Source organism: Companilactobacillus sp. RD055328, from assembly GCF_022835675.1.
GTDB lineage: Bacteria > Bacillota > Bacilli > Lactobacillales > Lactobacillaceae > BQUT01.
Map to the genome: position 1 here is coordinate 633,124 of NZ_BQUT01000005.1, position 20,094 is coordinate 653,217.

The 20,094-nt window shown below is 33.0% G+C and carries 21 protein-coding genes and 1 tRNA gene; 6 read left to right on the top strand and 16 right to left on the bottom strand.

Annotated features, from left to right (window positions below; translation table 11 throughout):
• The gene (locus RD055328_RS05380) at window positions 1-477 is read left to right on the top strand and encodes a nucleoside 2-deoxyribosyltransferase (RefSeq protein ID WP_244087774.1); all 477 of its coding nucleotides are present in this window, start codon (window positions 1-3) and stop codon (window positions 475-477) included.
• A 239-nt stretch (window positions 478-716) separates the two neighbouring features.
• Here RD055328_RS05380 and RD055328_RS05385 read toward each other — a convergent pair whose 3' ends face one another.
• From RD055328_RS05385 to RD055328_RS05395, 3 genes are read right to left on the bottom strand one after another with little or no spacing between them, the layout of a single operon-like run.
• Window positions 717-1,880 (bottom strand): hydroxymethylglutaryl-CoA synthase, encoded by a 1,164-nt coding sequence (locus RD055328_RS05385; RefSeq protein WP_244087775.1) that lies wholly within the window; start codon window positions 1,878-1,880, stop codon window positions 717-719.
• Window positions 1,880-3,109: a hydroxymethylglutaryl-CoA reductase, degradative gene (locus tag RD055328_RS05390; RefSeq protein WP_244087776.1), complete on the bottom strand. Its 1,230-nt coding sequence runs from the start codon at window positions 3,107-3,109 to the stop codon at window positions 1,880-1,882. The genes RD055328_RS05385 and RD055328_RS05390 overlap by 1 nt, the downstream gene beginning before the upstream one ends.
• Window positions 3,110-3,121: 12 nt before the next feature.
• The gene (locus RD055328_RS05395; protein ID WP_244087777.1) at window positions 3,122-4,258 is read right to left on the bottom strand and encodes a thiolase family protein; all 1,137 of its coding nucleotides are present in this window, start codon (window positions 4,256-4,258) and stop codon (window positions 3,122-3,124) included.
• A gap of 87 nt (window positions 4,259-4,345) precedes the next feature.
• On the opposite strand from RD055328_RS05395, the gene RD055328_RS05400 reads away from it, so the two are divergent.
• Window positions 4,346-4,630, top strand: coding sequence for a hypothetical protein (locus RD055328_RS05400; protein WP_244087778.1), 285 nt, complete (start codon window positions 4,346-4,348; stop codon window positions 4,628-4,630).
• On the opposite strand, the gene galU is transcribed toward RD055328_RS05400, so the two are convergent.
• Genes galU through map form a run of 3 tightly spaced genes read right to left on the bottom strand, consistent with a single transcriptional unit; the run spans window position 4,627 to window position 7,259 of the window.
• Window positions 4,627-5,514, bottom strand: a complete 888-nt coding sequence (galU, locus tag RD055328_RS05405) for a UTP--glucose-1-phosphate uridylyltransferase GalU (RefSeq protein WP_244087779.1) — start codon at window positions 5,512-5,514, stop codon at window positions 4,627-4,629. The genes RD055328_RS05400 and galU overlap by 4 nt on opposite strands.
• Window positions 5,514-6,455, bottom strand: a complete 942-nt coding sequence (locus RD055328_RS05410) for a YihY/virulence factor BrkB family protein (RefSeq protein WP_244087780.1) — start codon at window positions 6,453-6,455, stop codon at window positions 5,514-5,516. The genes galU and RD055328_RS05410 overlap by 1 nt, the downstream gene beginning before the upstream one ends.
• 15 nt (window positions 6,456-6,470) lie before the next feature.
• The gene (gene map, locus RD055328_RS05415; RefSeq protein ID WP_244087781.1) at window positions 6,471-7,259 is read right to left on the bottom strand and encodes a type I methionyl aminopeptidase; all 789 of its coding nucleotides are present in this window, start codon (window positions 7,257-7,259) and stop codon (window positions 6,471-6,473) included.
• 116 nt (window positions 7,260-7,375) lie between these two features.
• Between map and RD055328_RS05420 the strand changes: the two genes are divergently transcribed.
• The 4 genes from RD055328_RS05420 (at window position 7,376) to RD055328_RS05435 (ending at window position 10,097) form a co-directional block, all read left to right on the top strand.
• Window positions 7,376-7,822 carry a flavodoxin gene (locus RD055328_RS05420; protein WP_244087782.1) on the top strand — a complete coding sequence of 149 codons (447 nt, stop codon included), beginning with the start codon at window positions 7,376-7,378 and terminating at the stop codon, window positions 7,820-7,822.
• 14 nt (window positions 7,823-7,836) lie between these two features.
• On the top strand, window positions 7,837-8,283 hold the full coding sequence (locus tag RD055328_RS05425) for a GtrA family protein (protein ID WP_244087783.1): 447 nt from the start codon (window positions 7,837-7,839) through the stop codon (window positions 8,281-8,283).
• 149 nt (window positions 8,284-8,432) lie between these two features.
• A complete protein-coding gene (gene fba / locus RD055328_RS05430; RefSeq protein ID WP_244087784.1) occupies window positions 8,433-9,293 on the top strand; it encodes a class II fructose-1,6-bisphosphate aldolase in 861 nt (286 codons plus the stop codon).
• Between the two features lie 153 nt (window positions 9,294-9,446).
• Entirely contained in the window at window positions 9,447-10,097 is a 651-nt protein-coding gene (locus RD055328_RS05435; RefSeq protein WP_244087785.1) for a hypothetical protein, read from the top strand.
• 202 nt (window positions 10,098-10,299) lie between these two features.
• Here the strand turns inward: RD055328_RS05435 and RD055328_RS05440 are convergent.
• The 10 genes from RD055328_RS05440 to RD055328_RS05485 form a co-directional block, all read right to left on the bottom strand.
• Window positions 10,300-10,373, bottom strand: a tRNA-Arg gene (locus RD055328_RS05440).
• An 18-nt stretch (window positions 10,374-10,391) separates the two neighbouring features.
• Window positions 10,392-11,600: a DEAD/DEAH box helicase gene (locus tag RD055328_RS05445; protein WP_244087786.1), complete on the bottom strand. Its 1,209-nt coding sequence runs from the start codon at window positions 11,598-11,600 to the stop codon at window positions 10,392-10,394.
• A gap of 2 nt (window positions 11,601-11,602) precedes the next feature.
• Window positions 11,603-12,586, bottom strand: coding sequence for a Gfo/Idh/MocA family protein (locus RD055328_RS05450; RefSeq protein ID WP_244088149.1), 984 nt, complete (start codon window positions 12,584-12,586; stop codon window positions 11,603-11,605).
• A 45-nt stretch (window positions 12,587-12,631) separates the two neighbouring features.
• The gene (locus RD055328_RS05455) at window positions 12,632-13,381 is read right to left on the bottom strand and encodes a GH25 family lysozyme (protein ID WP_244087787.1); all 750 of its coding nucleotides are present in this window, start codon (window positions 13,379-13,381) and stop codon (window positions 12,632-12,634) included.
• Window positions 13,382-13,399: 18 nt separating this feature from the next.
• Window positions 13,400-14,749, bottom strand: coding sequence for a 23S rRNA (uracil(1939)-C(5))-methyltransferase RlmD (gene rlmD / locus RD055328_RS05460; RefSeq protein WP_244087788.1), 1,350 nt, complete (start codon window positions 14,747-14,749; stop codon window positions 13,400-13,402).
• On the bottom strand, window positions 14,736-15,713 hold the full coding sequence (locus tag RD055328_RS05465; RefSeq protein WP_244087789.1) for a diacylglycerol kinase: 978 nt from the start codon (window positions 15,711-15,713) through the stop codon (window positions 14,736-14,738). The genes rlmD and RD055328_RS05465 overlap by 14 nt, the downstream gene beginning before the upstream one ends.
• Window positions 15,714-15,731: 18 nt before the next feature.
• A complete protein-coding gene (gene gatB, locus RD055328_RS05470; RefSeq protein ID WP_244087790.1) occupies window positions 15,732-17,162 on the bottom strand; it encodes an Asp-tRNA(Asn)/Glu-tRNA(Gln) amidotransferase subunit GatB in 1,431 nt (476 codons plus the stop codon).
• A gap of 1 nt (window position 17,163) precedes the next feature.
• Complete coding sequence (gene gatA, locus RD055328_RS05475) at window positions 17,164-18,627, bottom strand: Asp-tRNA(Asn)/Glu-tRNA(Gln) amidotransferase subunit GatA (RefSeq protein WP_244087791.1); 1,464 nt, start codon at window positions 18,625-18,627, stop codon at window positions 17,164-17,166.
• Complete coding sequence (gene gatC / locus RD055328_RS05480; protein WP_244087792.1) at window positions 18,627-18,926, bottom strand: Asp-tRNA(Asn)/Glu-tRNA(Gln) amidotransferase subunit GatC; 300 nt, start codon at window positions 18,924-18,926, stop codon at window positions 18,627-18,629. The genes gatA and gatC overlap by 1 nt, the downstream gene beginning before the upstream one ends.
• Before the next feature lie 12 nt (window positions 18,927-18,938).
• A complete protein-coding gene (locus tag RD055328_RS05485) occupies window positions 18,939-20,090 on the bottom strand; it encodes a CamS family sex pheromone protein (RefSeq protein ID WP_244087793.1) in 1,152 nt (383 codons plus the stop codon).
• Window positions 20,091-20,094 lie beyond the last annotated feature (4 nt).

A 20,094-nucleotide genomic window follows, 5' to 3' on the forward strand; every position in this document is an offset into this window, starting at 1 on the left:
ATGAAAATATATTTTGCTAATGGATTATTCTCACAAGCTGATTTTAATTACAATGCGCAACTAGCAGCAACTATTCGTAAAGAAATTCCCAATATAAAAATATATGTACCTCAAGAGAATTTAGGTATTAATGACAAAAATGCCTATGCTGATTCAAAAATGATTGCTCAAGCTGACACCGAAGAACTATTATCTAGTGATTTAGTCATCGCAGTTCTTGATGGAATTACGATTGATGCCGGTGTTGCTTCTGAAATTGGAGTGGCATATGCAAAAGACATCCCTATAATTGGTATGTACACCGATTCTCGTCAACAAGGTGCAAGTAATGATAAGAAATTATCCGCACTATCAGAAATCGCTGAAAATCAATTCCATTATTTAAATCTTTATACTACCGGATTGATAAAACTTAACGGTAATATCGTTAATAATGAAACGGACTTGATTTCAAACATTAAAAAATATGGCAAATAAAAAGACCACTCTTATGAGTGGCCTTTTTTGATGCCGGAAAGGTGATTTTAAATAAACGGATTGGTACTCTGTTTTATCTTAATATGTAACACCTCAAGCCTTGTTCTATATACTGGAGCTTATGCGAAAATAATTGTACTTTTTTGTTTCATAATTTAAAAGGATCTTCAACTACGTTACCTTTGTTGCTATCACCTTTCCTCATCTATAAGATATCATCAAATGCGATAATTCTCAATTTAAATGCTCTTATATATTCTTTCATTTTCCTTAATTTGTTCTAAGAAGAATTTATCGTCAGTTTGATTGCCTACAAAATAATTACCGTCTTTAATTTCCAATTCTTTTTTGAACTCTGTTTCGTATTCATCGACTGTAAGTTGTCGACGATTGTTTAAAGTATCTAGATGTTTTTTCTTTTGTAACTTTTCTTTAAATCCTGGTTGTACCTTACCAGTAAATATTTCTCCCATTGATCCTGAACCATAACTAAATAGCATAACTTTATCATCAGCTTCTACTTGGTCGGAATTTTCCAGATATGAGATAAGTGAGATATAAAGTGAACCAGTATAAAGATTCCCAATGTTTTTTGACAAGATAGTGCTGCTCTCATAACGTTTCATGAAGTCTGCATATTTGTCAGCAGGAATTAATTCTTCAACTGCTTGCAAGGCTTTCTTGCCCATCTTTGTATAAGGGATATGAAATAGAAGTGCTGAAATATCCTCAATACCATTGTTATTTTTTTCAAAATATTGCTTATATAGTTCAGTAAAGAATCTAATATAAACTTCATTTGAATATTTCCCACGAGCAAATGCATATTGTGAGTAGGTAGGACGCCAGAAATCTCCAACATTCTCACTCATAAACACAGAATCATTTTCTAATTTTAAGATACTTGGATTTTTTTTGATTAACATCGCTACTGACCCAGCACCTTGAGTTACCTCACCTGGAGTATCTAATCCATATCGAGCTATATCAGAACTTATTATCAAAGCAGATTTTTCAGGATTTTGTGCCACGAAATTATAAGCCATTTGTAAACCGGCTGTAGTTCCGTAACAAGCTTCTTTAATTTCAAATGCTCTAACAGAGCTTGGTAATCCTAATAAATCACGTACATATAGTGCAGACGCTTTGGATTCATCAACACCACTTTCAGTACCAATAATTAATAACTCAATATCTTTCTTATCAATATCGTTAAGAATTTTGTCTGCAGCCATGGCAGCCATTGTAACTGCATCTTGACTAAGCAATGGCAAAGCCATCTTTTCTTGTCCAATTCCAATCGTAAACTTGTCTGGTTCAATATTTCTTCTTTGAGCTAAGTCAACCAAATCAACATATTGGTTGGGTGAATAATAATCAATCTTATCGATACCTATATTCATTAATTCTTACCTCGTATTTCATTTAACATATTTTTAGCAGTAGCTAAATCGTACTTTTTCAATTTATTTAGTTTTTTTGCAATTAGTTCAATTTCATCGTTTTGAGCTCCTGCAGATATTGCTAAGCTTTTACTTTGTAGATTCATATGTCCAGATTGAATTCCAGAAGTAACTAATGCTCGCATTGCTGATAAATTATTGGCTAGTCCAATACTAGCAACAACTTGAGCTAATTCTTTAGCCGATTCTACATTCAATAATTTTAATGCTACTTGTGAAGAATCTAGACTCGAAATAGCTCCTCCTACTGTCCCTATTGGCATAGGTATTTCTAATTCTCCAACTAGTTGATTGTTTTCAATGTGCCATTTACTCAAAGAAGCATTGTTAAATGATGTAACTGCAGCACTGACCGCACGAGTATCGTTACCAGTAGCTATTAAAGCTGCAAAAACACCATTGAGAATACCTTTATTATTAGTCGAGTCTCGAAATAGTGATTGTTGCGTAAAGTCGCTTAAAGCCGCTATTTTTTTAGCCACAGTTTCACCCTGAATATTCTTAGTAGCTAAATCTTCTAATTTTATCTTAGTAGTTACATTAACGATTTGTTCTGACCCATCATTTGAAAGTACGGCAATTAAATGTGTCATGTTTATTTTTTGATCTAATTTATTAGCTACATATTCACAAATTGAATTAACAATATTAGCACCCATAGCATCCACGGTATCAATATATATCAACAATTCTACAAATCGATCGTACGTATTAATCTGAAAGGCATCCAATCCTCCACCGCGATTAATTAAGCTAGGACGAGCTTCCTGTACAAAATCAGCCAATTCATCTGTGTACATTAAAAGTTCACGTTCTAATTTTTCAACGTCATTAACTTCCCAAACAATTTGGCCCACTACTAATTTTTCAGTTATTGAAGCGACAAAACCTCCGTTTTTATTAGCGCGTTGTGCTCCATTACTTGCGGCAGCGACAACTGAAGGTTCTTCCGTAGCCATAGGTACAACATATTTTTTCCCATTAACTATAATTGGATATACAACTGACATTGGTAAACTTGTTATACCAATTGTATTCTCTGATAAGGCTTTGATTTTATCTACATCCTGATGTTGTAATAACTCTTTATCAGTTGAATCTAAGTAATCTAGTTTTACTAATTCATCAATTCTTTGATTATCTGATAATTCATAGAATTTCTTAGTCATTGAGGCTCCTTATTACGGTAATTTAATACTCAAAGCTATACCCATTCCACCACCAATACATAGGCTGGCAATACCGCGTTTTTTATTTTCATCTTTCAGATTATTAATTAATGTAGTTACAATTCTTGCACCTGAAGCTCCCAATGGGTGTCCTAAAGCTAAGGCTCCACCTTTAATATTTACTTTATCATTACTAATTCCTAAGTTCTCAACTACAGCAACGGATTGCGATGCAAAAGCTTCATTAATTTCAAATAGATCATAATCATTAATATTAGAATCGCTGCGATTAATTAATCCAGAAATAGCATCATAAGGCGCATATCCCATATAATTAGGATCAACTCCACATTCAAAATACTCATCTATTTCTGCTAAATATTCTAATCCATGTTCATCAGCATATTTCTTAGTTGTCAAAATCAAAGCTGAAGCCCCATCATTTAATGGAGAAGAATTACCTGCAGTTACTGTTCCATCTTCTTTAAAAGTAGTCTTTAATGTTGCTAACTTATCAATTGTAGTTCCTGGACGAATGGATTCATCTTCAGTTAACCCATCAATAGGGATTATCTCATTTGAAAAATCAGCTTTACTGGCTTTTTGATGTGAACTATAAGCGAACTGATCTTGTGCTTGTCGACTAATTTGATATTTACTAGCTACGTTTTCTGCAGTGATACCCATCGCCGAATGACTAAAAGCGTCATTTAAACCGTCAGTGAATAAAGAATCTTCATTACTATCATCATGTTCTAATTTACCAGTACGGCGATTGAAATACGGTGCATTACTCATGCTCTCAGTTCCGCCTACAATCACAACTTTAGCATCACCTGCTTGTAATGCAAATTGACCTAAACGGATTGCTTTTAATCCTGATCCACAAACTTGATTAATAGTCATAGCTGTAGAAGATTGATTAAGTCCTGAATTCAACGCAACCTGACGGGCAATGTTCTGCCCATTTCCTGTAGGTAAGACATTACCCATAATAACTTGATTAATATCATTTTTATTAATTTTGTTAGTTTCTAACATTTTTGTTACTAATTTTGTGGCTAAATCCACACTTGAATATTTACTCAAACTACCAAAAAATTTTCCAATTGGAGTTCTTTTTGCATCAACAATTACAATCGAGTCCATTCAGTTCACCTATGCTTTTTTTGATATAATTATCTAATAAGGATACATAATTTTGACACTGGTTACAAGCGATAAGGACGGTATAAGATGCGAGTATTAGACCTATTAGAAATGCTTAGAGATATTTCAAAAAATGAAACCGTTTGGGGATATTTAGATCATAAAATTTATGCATTAGTAAATATTGAAGTTTTTAACGATCAGTTATTTATTGTGCTCGGCGAAAAAAATAATTCTCTTAAGAATTGGGAGTTATTATTTATGCTTAATAAAAAAGAGCGATTCAACTTACCTATTTTTATGAAATTAGACAAAAAAAATCATCAAGTCTTTGGATTAAGACTTGATGATAAAAGAATTATTCTACATTAATTTTCTTTTTCTAATTTTTTACCTAAATCAATAATATATTGTTTCAAACTATCCTTAACTTGAGGATGAGTTAATCCATATTGAATAGTTGTTTCTAAGTAGCCAAACTTATTCCCAACGTCATAACGTTTACCTTTGAATTCATGCGCATAGACGTCTTGTGTTTGATTCAATCGATCAATGGCATCTGTTAGTTGAATCTCATTACCAGCACCACGTTCTTGAGTTTCTAACAATCCAAAAATTTCTGGTGTTAATAGATATCTACCAATGATTGCCAAGTTACTTGGTGCATCTTCTTTAGCTGGTTTTTCAACAAAGCTCTTAACATTGTATAAACCGTCTTTTACTTGACCATCTGGATCAATGACACCGTATGCAGAAACTTCGTCTTCTGGAACTTGCATAACTGCAAGCGTTGAAGCATTTGTTTCTTCATAATCGTTGATTAATTGTTTTGTTAACGGAACTTCGTCTTCCATTAAATCATCACCAAGCATAACTACGAATGGTTCATTACCAACAAAGGTTTTAGCCATACGAACAGCATCACCTAATCCATTAGGATGAACTTGACGTGCATAATAAATATTAACCCCGATATCAGTAGTTTCTTGTACTAATTTCAAAAGTTCGTCTTTATGTTTTGAAGCCAAGTTTTGTTCCAATTCAGGGACAGAATCAAAATGATCTTCAATTGATCGTTTATTCTTACCTGTAATAATTAATATATCTTCAATTCCAGACTTTTTAGCCTCTTCAACGATAAATTGAATAGTTGGCTTATCAACTATTGGTAACATTTCTTTAGCTAAAGCCTTAGTGGCAGGTAAGAATCTAGTACCTAAACCTGCTGCTGGAATTACTGCTTTTTTAACCCTCATTATTTACTCCTTTGGAAACTGTTAAAGTTTCTTTTGCTTACAATAAATTTTCCTTCTAAGCATTCTGAAAACGCTGCATTAATGACCGCACCAAACATAAAAACAACAGCGGTCATATTCATCCATAATAAAAATACTATAAAAGCACCTATTGGTCCATAACTATTCCATGATACCCCAAAATACCGCATGTATAAAGAAAAGAATTGAGTTAATAAAGACAAGCCAACCGTCGATAAAACTGTTCCCAACAGTATCGTTTTAAATTTCACTTGTACATTGGGTAAAAAGTAATATAGGAATCCTAAAACTACAAATAATACAATTAATGCAACTGGCCATTTCCAAGTTAAAAATTCATTTAAGAATTGTTGGTGCAATCCAAAGGTTTTAATCAACCATTCTATAAATATTTGTCCAAAAATCAGAATAATTGCTAATGCAGCAAACATTACAAACGAAAAAAGTGTTATCATCACCGAAACTGTTCGGCGAATACCCCAGTCTAGCCATGTTCGCTGCGTGTATATTGGCTCTCTTCGAATACCATAGATATCATTAATACTCATTTTTAAAGAATTGATCCCACGTGAGCTAGCCCAGATGGTTATAACAACACCAAAAGAAATAAGACTACCACTAGATTGTGATAATAATTGTTTGATTGTTGGTGCTAATAACTCTGCAATCTGTAATGGAAAGATCATATTAATATATTCCATCACCTCACTCACATTTAGGTGTAGAAAAGGCAACATACTCCCCAATAAAATAATCATAGGAAACAATGATAGTAAGATATAATATACAATTACTTTTGCATTATTTATGATGTTCCCTTGGTTTAAAAATTCGATAGTTTTTTCAACAAAAGCACTTATTTTCTTTTTTAATGGCAAATCACTCAAAAAAACTGGTGTTTCACTTGTTTGATTACTCATATTTTTTACCGTATTTTATAAATACTTCTTATCATATTCTGGATCTTCAGATGTCAGTATCTTAGGGCCGTCTTCTGTAATAGCAATAGTGTGCTCAAACTGTGCAGAATTAGTCCCATCAGCTGAAACAAAATATTCCCAATTATTTTCGTCAAATTTAGAATCAATTTCCCATGTTCCTAAATTAACCATCGGTTCAATTGTAATTGTCATACCGGCTTTTAATCTTAATCCTCTGCCAGCTTTACCATAATGTGGTACGTTTGGTTCTTCGTGCATAGTTGGTTGAATTCCATGACCGATTAAATCACGAACACACCCCATGCCATTTTCCACTTCAACAAATTGTTGAATAGCATAACCAATATCACCAATTCTATTACCTATAACGGCTTGTTCAATACCTAAGTATAGAGCTTTTTTAGTAACATCCATTAAGCGTTGATTTTCTTCACTGATAGTGCCAACTGCATAAGTCCAACAAGAATCAGATTCATACCCATTCAAATTAACGACCATATCAACCTTAACAATATCGCCGTCTTGCAGAATAAGCCCTTCTCTAGGTGTCCCATGAGCTACTTCATCATTCACACAAACACACGTTGCATATTTATAACCTTCAAAACCTTTTTCAGATGGAGTTGCTCCATGATCAGTAATGTATTTGTCAGCAAATCTTTCAATATCCATGGTGTTAAGACCTGGTTTGATCATTTTCTTTATTTCTTTTTGTGTATTAGCCAGTAATGCACCAGATTCTCTCATACCTTGAATTTCACGTTCAGATTTTAATGTTATCAATTATTGATATCTCCTAAAAATATAATCAGTACTACCATTATAAATCAATTATGTAATTATTTGTTATATTTGCTATACTTATTTAAGCTTTTAAAGACTTTTTGGGAGACACACAAATGACTAAAGTAAAAATTGTTTATTGTAGTATTACGGGAAATGATGAAGAAATTGCTGATATTCTTGAAGAAAAATTTCAAGAATTAGGCTGTGATGTTGATGTTTCTGAAATGGGACAAACAGATACTTCAGATTTCTTAGACAGTGATATTTGTGTTATTGCAACTTATACATACGAAGATGGCATTGTTCCAGAAGAAGCACTAGATTTTTATGAAGATTTGAAAGAAGAAGACTTATCCGGCAAAGTATATGGTACTTGCGGTTCTGGAGATCATTACTACGATGATTTCTGTCGTGCAATTTATGAATTTGCTAAGATCTTCGATCAAATAGGTGCAGTCAGCGGTGCCAAACCTGTCGAAGTCGAACTATCTCCTGAAATAGACGATATTAATAATTTAGACAAATTTGCCGAAGAACTTATGGCAAAAACTCAATCTTAAATAACGGCAATTATATGAAATCACTATTTAATAAGTATCGAAATTTCTTTATTTATGCAATCTTCGGCTTTCTTGCCTCTTTGATAAATGTTTTGTTTTTTAATTTTTATCATGTTAATTTAAACAAAACTATCGTCGTATCTAATACTCTGGCATGGTTTATTGCAAATCTGTTCTCCTTTTTTTGCAATAAACACATTGTCTTTAAAAATGGAACTTATAATTACTCTAGCTATTTTCGCGAGTTAAGTTCATTTTTCTCTACTCGTTTATTTTCTTGGGTAGCCGATATGGCAATTATGTACATTGGTATTTGGCTAGTACCTAGTCATCCTGTTATCGTAAAAATCATTGATCAAGTATTAATTGGTATTTTTAATTATGTAATAACACGAATTATTTTTATTCACGATAATAGCCCACTTCTTAAACGTAAAAAATCAAAAAAAAATAAAAAATAATTATATAATTTCCATTTGGGTAAATTCCAATTATTAATGTAAGCGTTTTAATTCGTTTATGAGCTATAATTTTATTTCGTAAAATTGTATAATTAATTCTGTTGAATGAAAACGCCATTTTATATGGTAAATACTCAGGAGGATTTCTCATGGTTTTAACAAACGGTAACGAAATGTTTAAAGCTGCACGTGATGGTCAATATGCTATTGGTGCCTTTAACACAAACAATCTAGAATGGACACGTGCTATCTTGGCTGCTGGTCAAGCAACAAACACACCTATCCTTATCCAAACATCAATGGGTGCTGGTAAATATATGGGTGGTTACAAACTAGTTCAAAACTTAGTTGCTAACACAATTGAATCAATGAACATTACAGTTCCAGTTGTAATGCATTTGGATCATGGTAACTACGAAGCTGCTAAAGAAGCTATCGAAGCTGGCTACAACTCAGTTATGTTTGATGGTCACGATTTACCATTCGAAGAAAACTTAGAAAAAACAAAAGAAATCGTTAAACTTGCTCATGCTAAAGGCATTTCTGTCGAAGGTGAAGTTGGTTCAATCGGTGGTGAAGAAGACGGTATCGTTGGTGCTGGTGAATTGGCTGATGTTGAAGAAGCTAAACAATTAGCAGCTACAGGTGTTGATTACCTTGCTGTTGGTATCGGTAATATTCACGGTGTTTACCCTGAAAACTGGACTGGTCTTAACTTTGATCGTCTAAAAGAATTAGCTGATGCTATTGATACACCACTTGTTCTTCATGGTGGCTCAGGAATTCCTAAGGAACAAATCGTTAAAGCAATCTCAATGGGTATTGCAAAAGTTAACGTTAACACTGAACAACAAATTGCTTGGTCAGATGCAGTTAAAGAATACTACAACGCTGGTAACGACAAGAAAGAAAAAGGATTTGATCCTCGTAAAGTTCTTGCACCAGGTACAAAAGCTATTCAAGATACTGTTGAATCACGTATCGACTGGTTCGGTACACCTTCAATCTAATTTGAATAAAACAAAAAGCATCCTAACGGATGCTTTTTTTATTTGTATAAAATATGATGCTATCAAATTCATCTGGTATCTCTCCTAATTATTATTTTTACTCCTTTGCTATAATTGAAATATCTTTATTTATAGAAAGGAAAAAGTATATTTATGAATAAAATAAAAGTTTATGTTATTCGTCCAATAGATCCAAAAGATGATTATAAACCAAATCACTTTCAGTACCTTGAATCTTTATTAAAGAAATGGATTCTTGACTTATCAGATAAGGAAAATTCCTTTGAGTTTAAAGGACTAGTAAGTGAATCATCTGGGGTCACCGACATTAATCACTCAATCGTTAAAAATATTTTTGATGCTGATATCGTTATTGCAATTACAAGTGGATTAAATTCAAACGTGATGTTTGAATTAGGTCTCAGTCTTAGTCAACCGAAACCAACAATAATAATTTCAGACGACAAAACATCAATTCCTTTTGATTTAAATTCTTTTTATACCATTTCGTATCCAAAAAATCTTGCTCAAGATGAAATGGATATTTTCCAATCTGAATTTAAAAATAAATTAATAGGAACTTGGGACAATTTTACAGAACATGGAGCAAAAAACACCTACATTAATCAATACCAAGACGCAACTATAATTAATACAAATATTAACGAAGTAGATTTAAACGAAGCTGTTCAAAACCTTGCATATATGATTGATGTAATGAAGAAAAAATACGTTGCAATTGACGACACTGATATTTGGGATGATTTCAACTTTGATCATGATGTAGCCGTGACAAGAAAATAAATATTCTCAATTAAAAGAGGACTAATTTCTAACAAAAATTAGTCCTCTTTTGTGCTTAATTTGTGTACCGAATGATAAATGTGTACCGTTTGTGTACCGATTTTTAAAAATGTTTGATACATGTTGAAAATAAGAAACGCTGATTTATCAATACTTTTATCATTGACGTACATGTTTAGTATATGTTCGAAACATGTATAAATGATCGCTCCCGGAGTCGAACCGGGGACCTACTGCTTAGGAGGCAGTTGCTCTATCCATCTGAGCCAAGCGACCATAAAAAATAGCTTATCGCTATTTTGTTTTACGTTTACCTTTGTTTTTTTGATCTCTTAAACGCTTCTTTTTCTTTGGTTCATCTTTTTTAGCAATTGCAGCTCTAGTAATTTTATTTGATTTAACAAATTCACCTTCGCCATTAATCACAACATTTTTAACATCAAAATCTTTTGCCAAGATATTCTTGAAATTACGGTAATCGTGATCATTACCAAATGTAATACTAGCACCGTTACGTCCCATTCTTCCAGTTCGTCCACTACGATGAATGTATTCTTCAGAACTTCTTGGAATCATGTAGTTAATTATTGTATTAGTTTGTGGAATATCAATTCCACGTGCTGCAACATCACTAGTAAGTAATAAATTAACTTTTTTAGTAGTAAATTTAGTTAATGCATCTTTTCGTTGTTGCGATGATGATTTGCTATCCAGCATCACATAATTAGTCTTCTTATAATTCAAATCACTAGCAGTTTTATGTAACTGTCTCGAGCTATTAAAAAAGACAATACCTTGAAACTTTTTATCATGAGCAAGTTTTCTAATCAATTCATTTCGATTATTAGTAGCATTAATAAAATAATGCTTAATACCTCTACGATATTCTTGATTTTCACGGTCATCAATCACTTCAAAATCGCGACCAAACCATTTATGTAATTCATCAAAAATAGGACTAGCAGTAGCTGAAAACATAGCTATATGAACATCATCTTTCATACGACTTGTAATAGCTCTAATAGACTCTAATTTCTCATTAGACAATAATTCATCAGCTTCATCAATTACTAATGTATTGGCCTTAATTAGTTTCACACGGCCAATATCAACCATTTCATTCAAACGGCCAATTGTCGCTACAATTACTTCTGGTTTTTCTTTTTTTAACTTATCTACTTGTCTCTTTGTATTAGCTCCACCAGTCAAAGCCATTACTTTGGCATCTTTTAACTTCAATAAAGGTTGTAACACATCCCTAACTTGAACAGCTAATTCTTGAGATGGTTCTAATATTATTACTTGAAGTCCCATTCTTGATTCAATATTTTCTACTAATGGCAAACTAAAAGCCAAAGTTTTCCCTGACCCTGTTGGTGCCATTGCGAGTAAATCTTTCTTATTTAGAAATGATTCATATGTTAAATCTTGAATAGCCGTTAGATTTTTAAAATTTCTTTTTGCAAAATAGTCTTCATATAATTCTGGTATTTTCAATTTCACACCTAGTCTGCAGCGAATATGATTCCTGCATCTTCTCTTAATTTATTGAGAACTTCATTAACTTCTTTGGCATAACCAAATAATTCTTTAAACTTATCACGATCATTGTTTTCCATAATGTCATAGAAAGCTTTTGCCTCTTCAACCATTGGGTTATCTTGAACATTTATATCTACAGGAATAACTTTATCGTCTTCATATCTTGTAACTTCTTCAATTGTTCCGGCATTATCAAACTGTAAAGTATTCTTGCCAAAATATATTTCTGACTTAATATATGAATTTTTTGTTTTGCCAAAAATGATGTTCACATCAAACTTCTCATATTTCAATGTGGCAACTCCACTACCGTCAGCTCCCGTAGCGATAATCTCAGGTTGGTAGTGAACTTCTTCAGGTGTTCCAAACCATACAATTGCATCATAGATAGTATAAACACCAAGATCATAAAGAGCCCCTGCTGAAAACTTCAATGAGAAAATATTAGGCTCTTGACCATCAAGAACTAAATCATAGCGACTTGAATACTTCATATAATCCAAGCTTGCACCTGAAAGTTCTTGTCTATGTTGATCAATATATTCCTTAATCTTGTTGAAGCTATCTTCATGGATATGACGAGCAGCTTCAAAGAAGTAAACATCGCTGTCTTGTAACATTTTTTCAATTTCAGCAAACTCTTTTCGATTAGAGAATGATGGTTTTTCGACAATTATATTCTTACCATGTTGTATAGCTTTTTTAGTATATTCAAAATGTAAGCTATTAGGTGATGCAATATAGACCGTGTCAAAATCATCACTTGAGAAAAATTCCTCAACATCAGTACTGATGTTAGCAACAGTACCTGCTTCTTTAGCAAATTCGTTTGCTTTTTCTTCAGTTCTTGAATATACATGTGTTAATTTGAAAGTTTCACTCTCTTTTGCTGCAGCGACGAATTGTTGTGTTATCCAATTGGTACCAATAATTCCTAAATTTCTCATCATAAGTCCTCCCAAATAACTATTAATTTTATTATAACTAAATATTTACGGTGTTTGAATCAATTCATTTAGCGTATTATTATTTCCGTTTAGCACTGATAAATGATACTTATTAGAGCTAGCATATCCTGGTATTTGTGCATCCGTTGAATATTGCCAGATTGTCCAGCTTGCCTCTGGTTGTTTTTTTGACATATACCAAATACGATTGAAATTCTTAGTCAAAAATTCAGATGAAGAGTCTACTTGAATAATACAATCATCTCCATACCGACTTTTTATATCATTACTTAGTGCTTGTACTATCTTAGTAGCTTTTTTCTTTGGAATTCCTGAATCTGCATATTCACCATAGGCTGAAACTTTCAACACAAACGGTAATGTCCCTCTATTTTCACCAACCGCATCAACAATATTTTCAAATTGATTCTCAGCAGATGAATCGAAGCTAACTGTATGAGAAAATCCAAAAGGTATCTCAGATCCTTTGATTCTAGAATAGTTACTCTCTAAATTATCGTCAGTATAGCTCGATCCTTCGGTTGTCTTGAAGTATATGAACTTAATATCATGTATTTTAAGTGACGCAAAATCTTGATATCCATCATTTTGATCAATAGACATACCTAGAATTGGAAATTCGTTAACAGAAGGACGTCCAGCATTTTGAATTTTTTGTACTATTGCCCAACTACCCACCAACAATAAAACAACCGTAACAGCGATTGTTATTAAAATATTTTGATGTTTTCTGACCCTACGATCAGAATAGATTGGTTTTACTTTTTCACTCATAGTTAGCCTCAAATTATATTAATTATGTTTAAGAGTTAATCTAGTTACACTTTCAATATGATTTGTCATTGGAAACATATCAACTGGGGTAATTGAACCAATTTCGTAATCAGTTACTAAACTAGCTAAATCACGCACTAACGTTGCTGGATTACAGCTAATGTATACCATCTTCTTAGGTTGAATTTGTTTAATTGTATCCATTAATGATTTGTCCAACCCTTTTCTTGGTGGATCTACCATTAATACGTCAACTTTTTTACCATCACTAGCCCATTGTTTAAGGACTGTTTCTACTTTTCCCACTTGGAAAGTTGCATTTCCAATGTGATTAACAGTAGCATTTCGATTGGCATCTTTAACAGCTGCTTCTACAATTTCAATTCCGTCAACATGCTTGGCTCTTTTTGCCATTGATAGTCCGATTGTTCCAATTCCAGAATAAGCATCAACAACAGTTTCTTTCCCTGTTAATTCAGCTTTATCAATCGCTATTTGGTAGAGTTTTTGTGTTTGTAATGAATTAACTTGATAGAAAGAATTAGGTGAAATACGGTATTTATTACCTAATATTTCATCTTCTATATATGGAAAACCGCGTAATGTTTTGTTCTTTTTACCAAGTAAAACATTTGTTTTATTGGGATTAATATTTTGAACAACACTTACAACATTTGGCAGATCTTGAATTTCATCAGCAATAGCATTTAAAGGAGAAATCTTTTCTCTTGTAGTCACTAAGACAACCATAAATTGGTTTGTATAGTGGCCTTTTCTAATCATGATGTTTCTAATTTGTCCTGAATTATTGTTTTCATTATATGCACTAACTTCATATCTACGAAGAATATCACGAACTTGTATAATCAGTTCATCAATACCATCTTCTTGAATTAAGAAATCTTCCATTGGAACTAGTTCATGGCTATGGCGGCGATAAAATCCGGTCGTCAATTCGCCATTAATATTACGTACTGGAATTTGCGCTTTATTACGATATGCAAATGGATTGTCCATACCGACAGTATCCTTAACATTAATGTCATCCATGTGTTGTTTAGCTAACAAATTAATAATTTGTTGTTTTTTGAATTCTAACTGTTTCTCATATTTTAAGAATAACAATGGTGCTATCCCTGTTTGAATATATCGACTGTCAGAAACTTCTTGTCGATCTTGACTAGGAGTTATTATTTCAATAGTTTTAGCAAAACCGTAGTCTTTACCAACCTTTAGTATTTGAATTTTCACTTCTTCTCCAGGAAGAGCGTTTTCTACAAATAAAGGATAACCATCCACTTTGGCTATCCCGTTTCCTTCGTAGGTCAAATCTAAAATCGTTGTTATTATTTGATCATTTTTCTTCATTATTCACCTTTGTTTGTGCTTTATTATTTTCAAGCAGCGCATCTTTACTAATTGAGTTTTTTAACTCATCAGTATTAGCAAAAATATCTATATGTCGTTGAAGATTAGTGAATGTGATAGGAGCATCACCACCATATTCTCCATCTAAATTGATCATGAGTTTTTCGTCTTCTTCAGGGATAACTTTTACATTTCGAGTATCTGTATAAATAATCTTATCGTTATCTATGTGCTTGCCACCATTAAGAGCTTGTGCAATAAGATGTAAGATATCTTTTAAATTGCTTGTCTTTATTACAATTAATGTAAACAATCCATCACTGAATTGTTTATCTGGAACTAATTGTTCCATTCCACCAACTGAGTTTGTCATGGCAATAAAGAACATTGATGCTTCACCTTCATAAAATCCATCATCATATTCAATACGCATTTTTGTTGCTTTCATACGAGGTAGCATTTCAGCTCCCTTAACTAAATATGCTAAGTAGCCAAGTATTGACTTCAATGCTGATGGTACTTCATAAGTTAATTCAGTCATAGATCCACCAGCAGCAATATTCATAAAGTAACCATCATTAGCTTTACCAATATCCATTGGTAAAAATGTTTTATTAAGGACAACCTTTGCAGCCTCAATAGGATCTTCACGAGGAATTTTCAAAGCACGAGCATAATCATTGGTTGTTCCAGCAGGAATAATCGCTAATTGCGGGCGTTTATCTAAACCAGCAATACCATTGATTACTTCATTAATTGTCCCATCGCCTCCAGCAGCAACTATTAATTCAAAGCCAGCTTTTGCAGCTCTTTTTGCTTCATTCTTGGCTGAGCTTTCATCCGGCGTTGTACTAAAAGCACTAGCTTCATAACCGGCTTCTTCTAATACATTTAAAATTCCACCAACATTATTTGGCATCGTTTCATGACCAGATGTTGGATTATAAATTAATCTTGCGCGCATAGATTATTCCTCGCTAAATTATCTCTTTTTTATTTCAGTCATTAAAATACTATTCACAACTTTTGGATTAGCTTGTCCGTGAGTTTCCTTCATGATTTGTCCAACTAAGAATCCAATAGCTCTATCTTTACCATTCTTGAAATCTTCAATAGATTGTTCGTTATTATCTAAGATATTAGAAATGATAGGTGTTAAAACAGCTGGATCTGACTCTTGTACTAAGCCTTTTTCTCTTACCCAAGCTTCTGGTTCAGTTCCATTTTCAATAGTTTCTTGGAATACTTTCTTCGCAATTTTCGAAGAAATAGTTCCATCTGAAATTAATTTTATCATTGTTGCTAAATTTTGTGGTGTAAGTTTTGTCTCTAGTAAATCAAGTTGATTTGCATTCATATAAGCGTTAACTTCACCCATTAACCAGTTAGATATCAACTTAGGATTAGCATCCATATTAACTGCTTCTTCAAAGAAATCTGACATTTCTTTTGTAGCTGTTAATACTCCTGCATCGTACTCAGGAATATCTAATTCATTAACATATCTAGTTCTTCTCTTATTTGGCATTTCTGGAAGTTGAGATTTGATCTCGTCAATCCAAGATTGAGCAATTTCATAATTTGGTAAGTCTGGTTCTGGGAAGTAACGATAATCATCTTTTCCTTCTTTAACACGCATTAGATATGTTTCGCCAGTTGCTTCATCAAAACGACGAGTTTCTGGTAATATCTTGCCGCCCATCATTAAGATTTTAGCTTGACGTTTCTCTTCATATGCTAGACCAAGACGCACGTGATTAAACGAGTTCAGATTCTTCAACTCAATTTTTTGACCGTATTCACTTGACCCAATTGGTCTAATTGAAATATTACAGTCAACACGCATTGATCCTTCTTCCATCTTAACATCTGAAGCACCTGTAAACTGAATAGTTTGTTTCAAAGTTTCAAGATATGCGTAAGCTTCTTCTGGAGTTGTCATATCTGGTTTTGACACGATTTCGATCAATCCAGTTCCTTGTCGATTTAAATCAACATAAGAATAACCGTCTTCACCATGAGTATTCTTACCAGCATCTTCTTCAACGTGCATTTCTTCAATACCGATTTTTTTAGTCTTACCATCTATTTCAACTTCTATCCAACCATTAGTTGCTAGCGGTTTTTCGTATTGAGTTATTTGATAAGCTTTTGGATTATCTGGATAGAAATAGTTCTTTCGATCAAAATGAGTATGTTTTTCAACTTCAGCATTCAAAGCTAAAGCTGTCATAATTCCCAAACGATATCCCTCTTTATTTACAGATGGTAAAGTTCCTGGAAATCCAAAATCGATAACATTAGTATTTGTATTAGGATCAGCACCAAAATTAGCAGGAGATGAACTAAACATTTTTGATTTTGTTTTTAGTTCAACATGGACTTCAAGACCAATTGTAGTTTCAAAATTCATATTAGTTATCTCCTTTCATGCTAGGTTTATTTTCATAAAATTTATTTGCTTGTTCATATGCATATGAAGCATCTAGAACTGATTGATCATTAAATCTTTGTCCGATAATTTGTAGGCCAACTGGCATACCATCTACTGTGCCCGCTGGAATTGAAGCAGCTGGGACACCTGCCATGTTGGCTGGTATTGTCAACATATCATTCATGTACATAGTTACTGGATCATCAATTTTTGCACCAATGTTGAAAGCAGTTGTTGGTGTTGTTGGTCCCATAATGTAATCATATTTTTCAAATACGTTAGCTATTTCTTGATTGATTAGTGTTCTAACTTGAGCAGCTTTTTTAAAGTAAGCGTCATAGTATCCTGCTGATAGAGCAAATGTTCCTAACATTAAGCGACGTTTAACTTCTTCGCCGAATCCTTCAGATCTTGTCTTAACAAAAACATCTTCCAAATTCTTAACATCACTAGCACGGAATCCGTAACGAATACCATCAAATCTTTGTAGATTTGATGAAGCTTCACTTGATGCCAAAATAAAGTAAGTTGGTACAGCATTTTTGATATCAGGTAATGAAACAGTTTCTATTGTTGCACCCATTTTTTCAAATTCATTTAGAGCATTCTTAATGACTTCTTTGATATCTTCATTAATACCTTCGCCCATAAATTCGCTTGGTACAGCAATCTTCTTACCTGTCATATCTGATGATAATTCTTTAACAAAGTTAGGGACTTCAACTTGTGCAGATGTATAGTCTTTATCATCTTCTCCACTAATTGAAGTTAATACTGCTGCTGCATCTTTAACACGTTTTGATAAAATACCAACTTGATCAAGACTTGATGAAAAAGCAATAACTCCCCATCTTGAAACACGACCATAACTTGGCTTAAATCCGTAAACACCATTAAAAGCAGCCGGTTGACGAACAGAACCACCTGTATCAGTACCTAAAGTAGCAATAACTTCACCCGCAGCAACAGCAGCGGCAGATCCACCTGATGAACCACCAGGAACTTTATTCAAATCCCATGGATTATGAACATTACCATAATGTGAAGTTTCACTTGATGAACCCATAGCGAACTCATCCATATTTAACTTACCAACATTAATGGCACCATCATTATGAAGTTTTTCCATAACTGTGGCGTCATATACTGGAACAAAGTTTTCAAGCATTTTACTTCCAGCTGTTGTCTTTAATTCTTTAGTAAGAATATTATCTTTAATGGCAACTGGGATACCACTTAATAAGTTGTCTTCATCAATACCTTTTTCATCAAGTTCTTTAGCAGCTTTAGTTGCAGCTTCTTTATTTAATGTGATAAAAGCATTGATCTTCTTATCAGTGTTCTCAATATTATCAAAAGTTGTAGTAACTAATTGTTCTACAGTAATATCTTTATTTACAAGCATTGTATGTAATTCTTCAATTGAATGTGTAAAGTAATCCACTAGTTATCACCTTCTGTATCTAAAATTGATGGAACTTTAATCAAACCGTCTTTTTCTTCAGGAACATTTTTCATTAATAGTTCACGACTTTGTTCTTTTTGTGCAACGTCTTCACGAAAAGTAGTAGTACGTGTACTTAAATTAGTAGTTGGTTCCACACCCTTAGTATCAATGTGTGTCAACATGTCTTCCATTTTGATGGTTTCTTGAAATTTCTCAGCAAATTCATCAAACTCTTCATCAGAAAATTCTAGTTTCGCTAAACTTGCTACGTGTTTTATTTGTTCTTTATCTATCATTTTTCCACCTCGTTAGTAGTCATTAAAGACATGGGAATAAAAATTCTTTTGTCCTAAATCTCTCGCAACAAAAGACTGCATTCCATTTACAGATTCTATTTTAATTTCGATTGGTACTCCTGACGGTAAGTAAGTTGAAGCAGCATCTTCGACATATTGTGTGAAACTTCTTACTTCAGATACGCCAAAGAACTGCGTATTAATTGTGATACTCATTTGCTTCAAGTTACCATCTTTATAATGAACTTTACCTACTACTCCCGATAATTTAGGGAAGTAATTTTGAATATGAGATTTAAAAGAAGTAAAACTATCTAAATCTGCACTATTAATAGCTTTTGAATTACCTACTAAAGGCAATACTTGACTGTTATTACTTACATCTTTCCAATCACCAATTGATTTATTACCGTTCTTGCTAACTCCATACATAAAGTAATTACCACCAACAAGACTATCAACTGGCTCTGCACTGTATAACGCTACTGTAATTGGCAAATCTTTTGATTTTTTATAACCACGTAATCTACTAACAATCTCATTTGCCATTTTTTTACCTTGTTCTATACGGTCGGCATCAGAAATCTTAGTACTAAAAGTAGCTCCATATTGAACCTTAGTATAATAATCTATCTGATTCATAGAAAGACCTATTGAAATTCCAGCTAATGAATAACCATTTCCTGACTCTTTATAGAAATCATTTTCTAATATTTGTGATAGATATAATGGATTTCGTTTTTTAGGATCAGTATTCCCGTTATCTTCTGGATTTAATCCATCAGGATTATCTTTAGATTTACGCTGTAACCATTTTTGAACGTCTGCAGCTTTTAATATTTGTCCTTCTTGAAGAGTGTAATCTTTAGTTGGGAAAGTAATATTTGAAATATCTAACAATCCTGATTCAAAACTTTGCAAATTAAACTGATTATTATTAGACCCACTTGAAAGTCCTGAAATTGCACTTGTTTGATACTGTTTACCTTGAAGCAATGTATTGTAAGAACTACCGTCACTAGAGTTCGTAGTTTGTACAGTCTTACCTTTTTTAGAATCATCTGTTCCACCAGTTGATAGACTAGAGTTCTGTAAGTTGCCACATCCAGCAATAATAACTGTTAATAAACCTAATATTACTGTTCCCAAAAATTTCTTTTTCAAAATG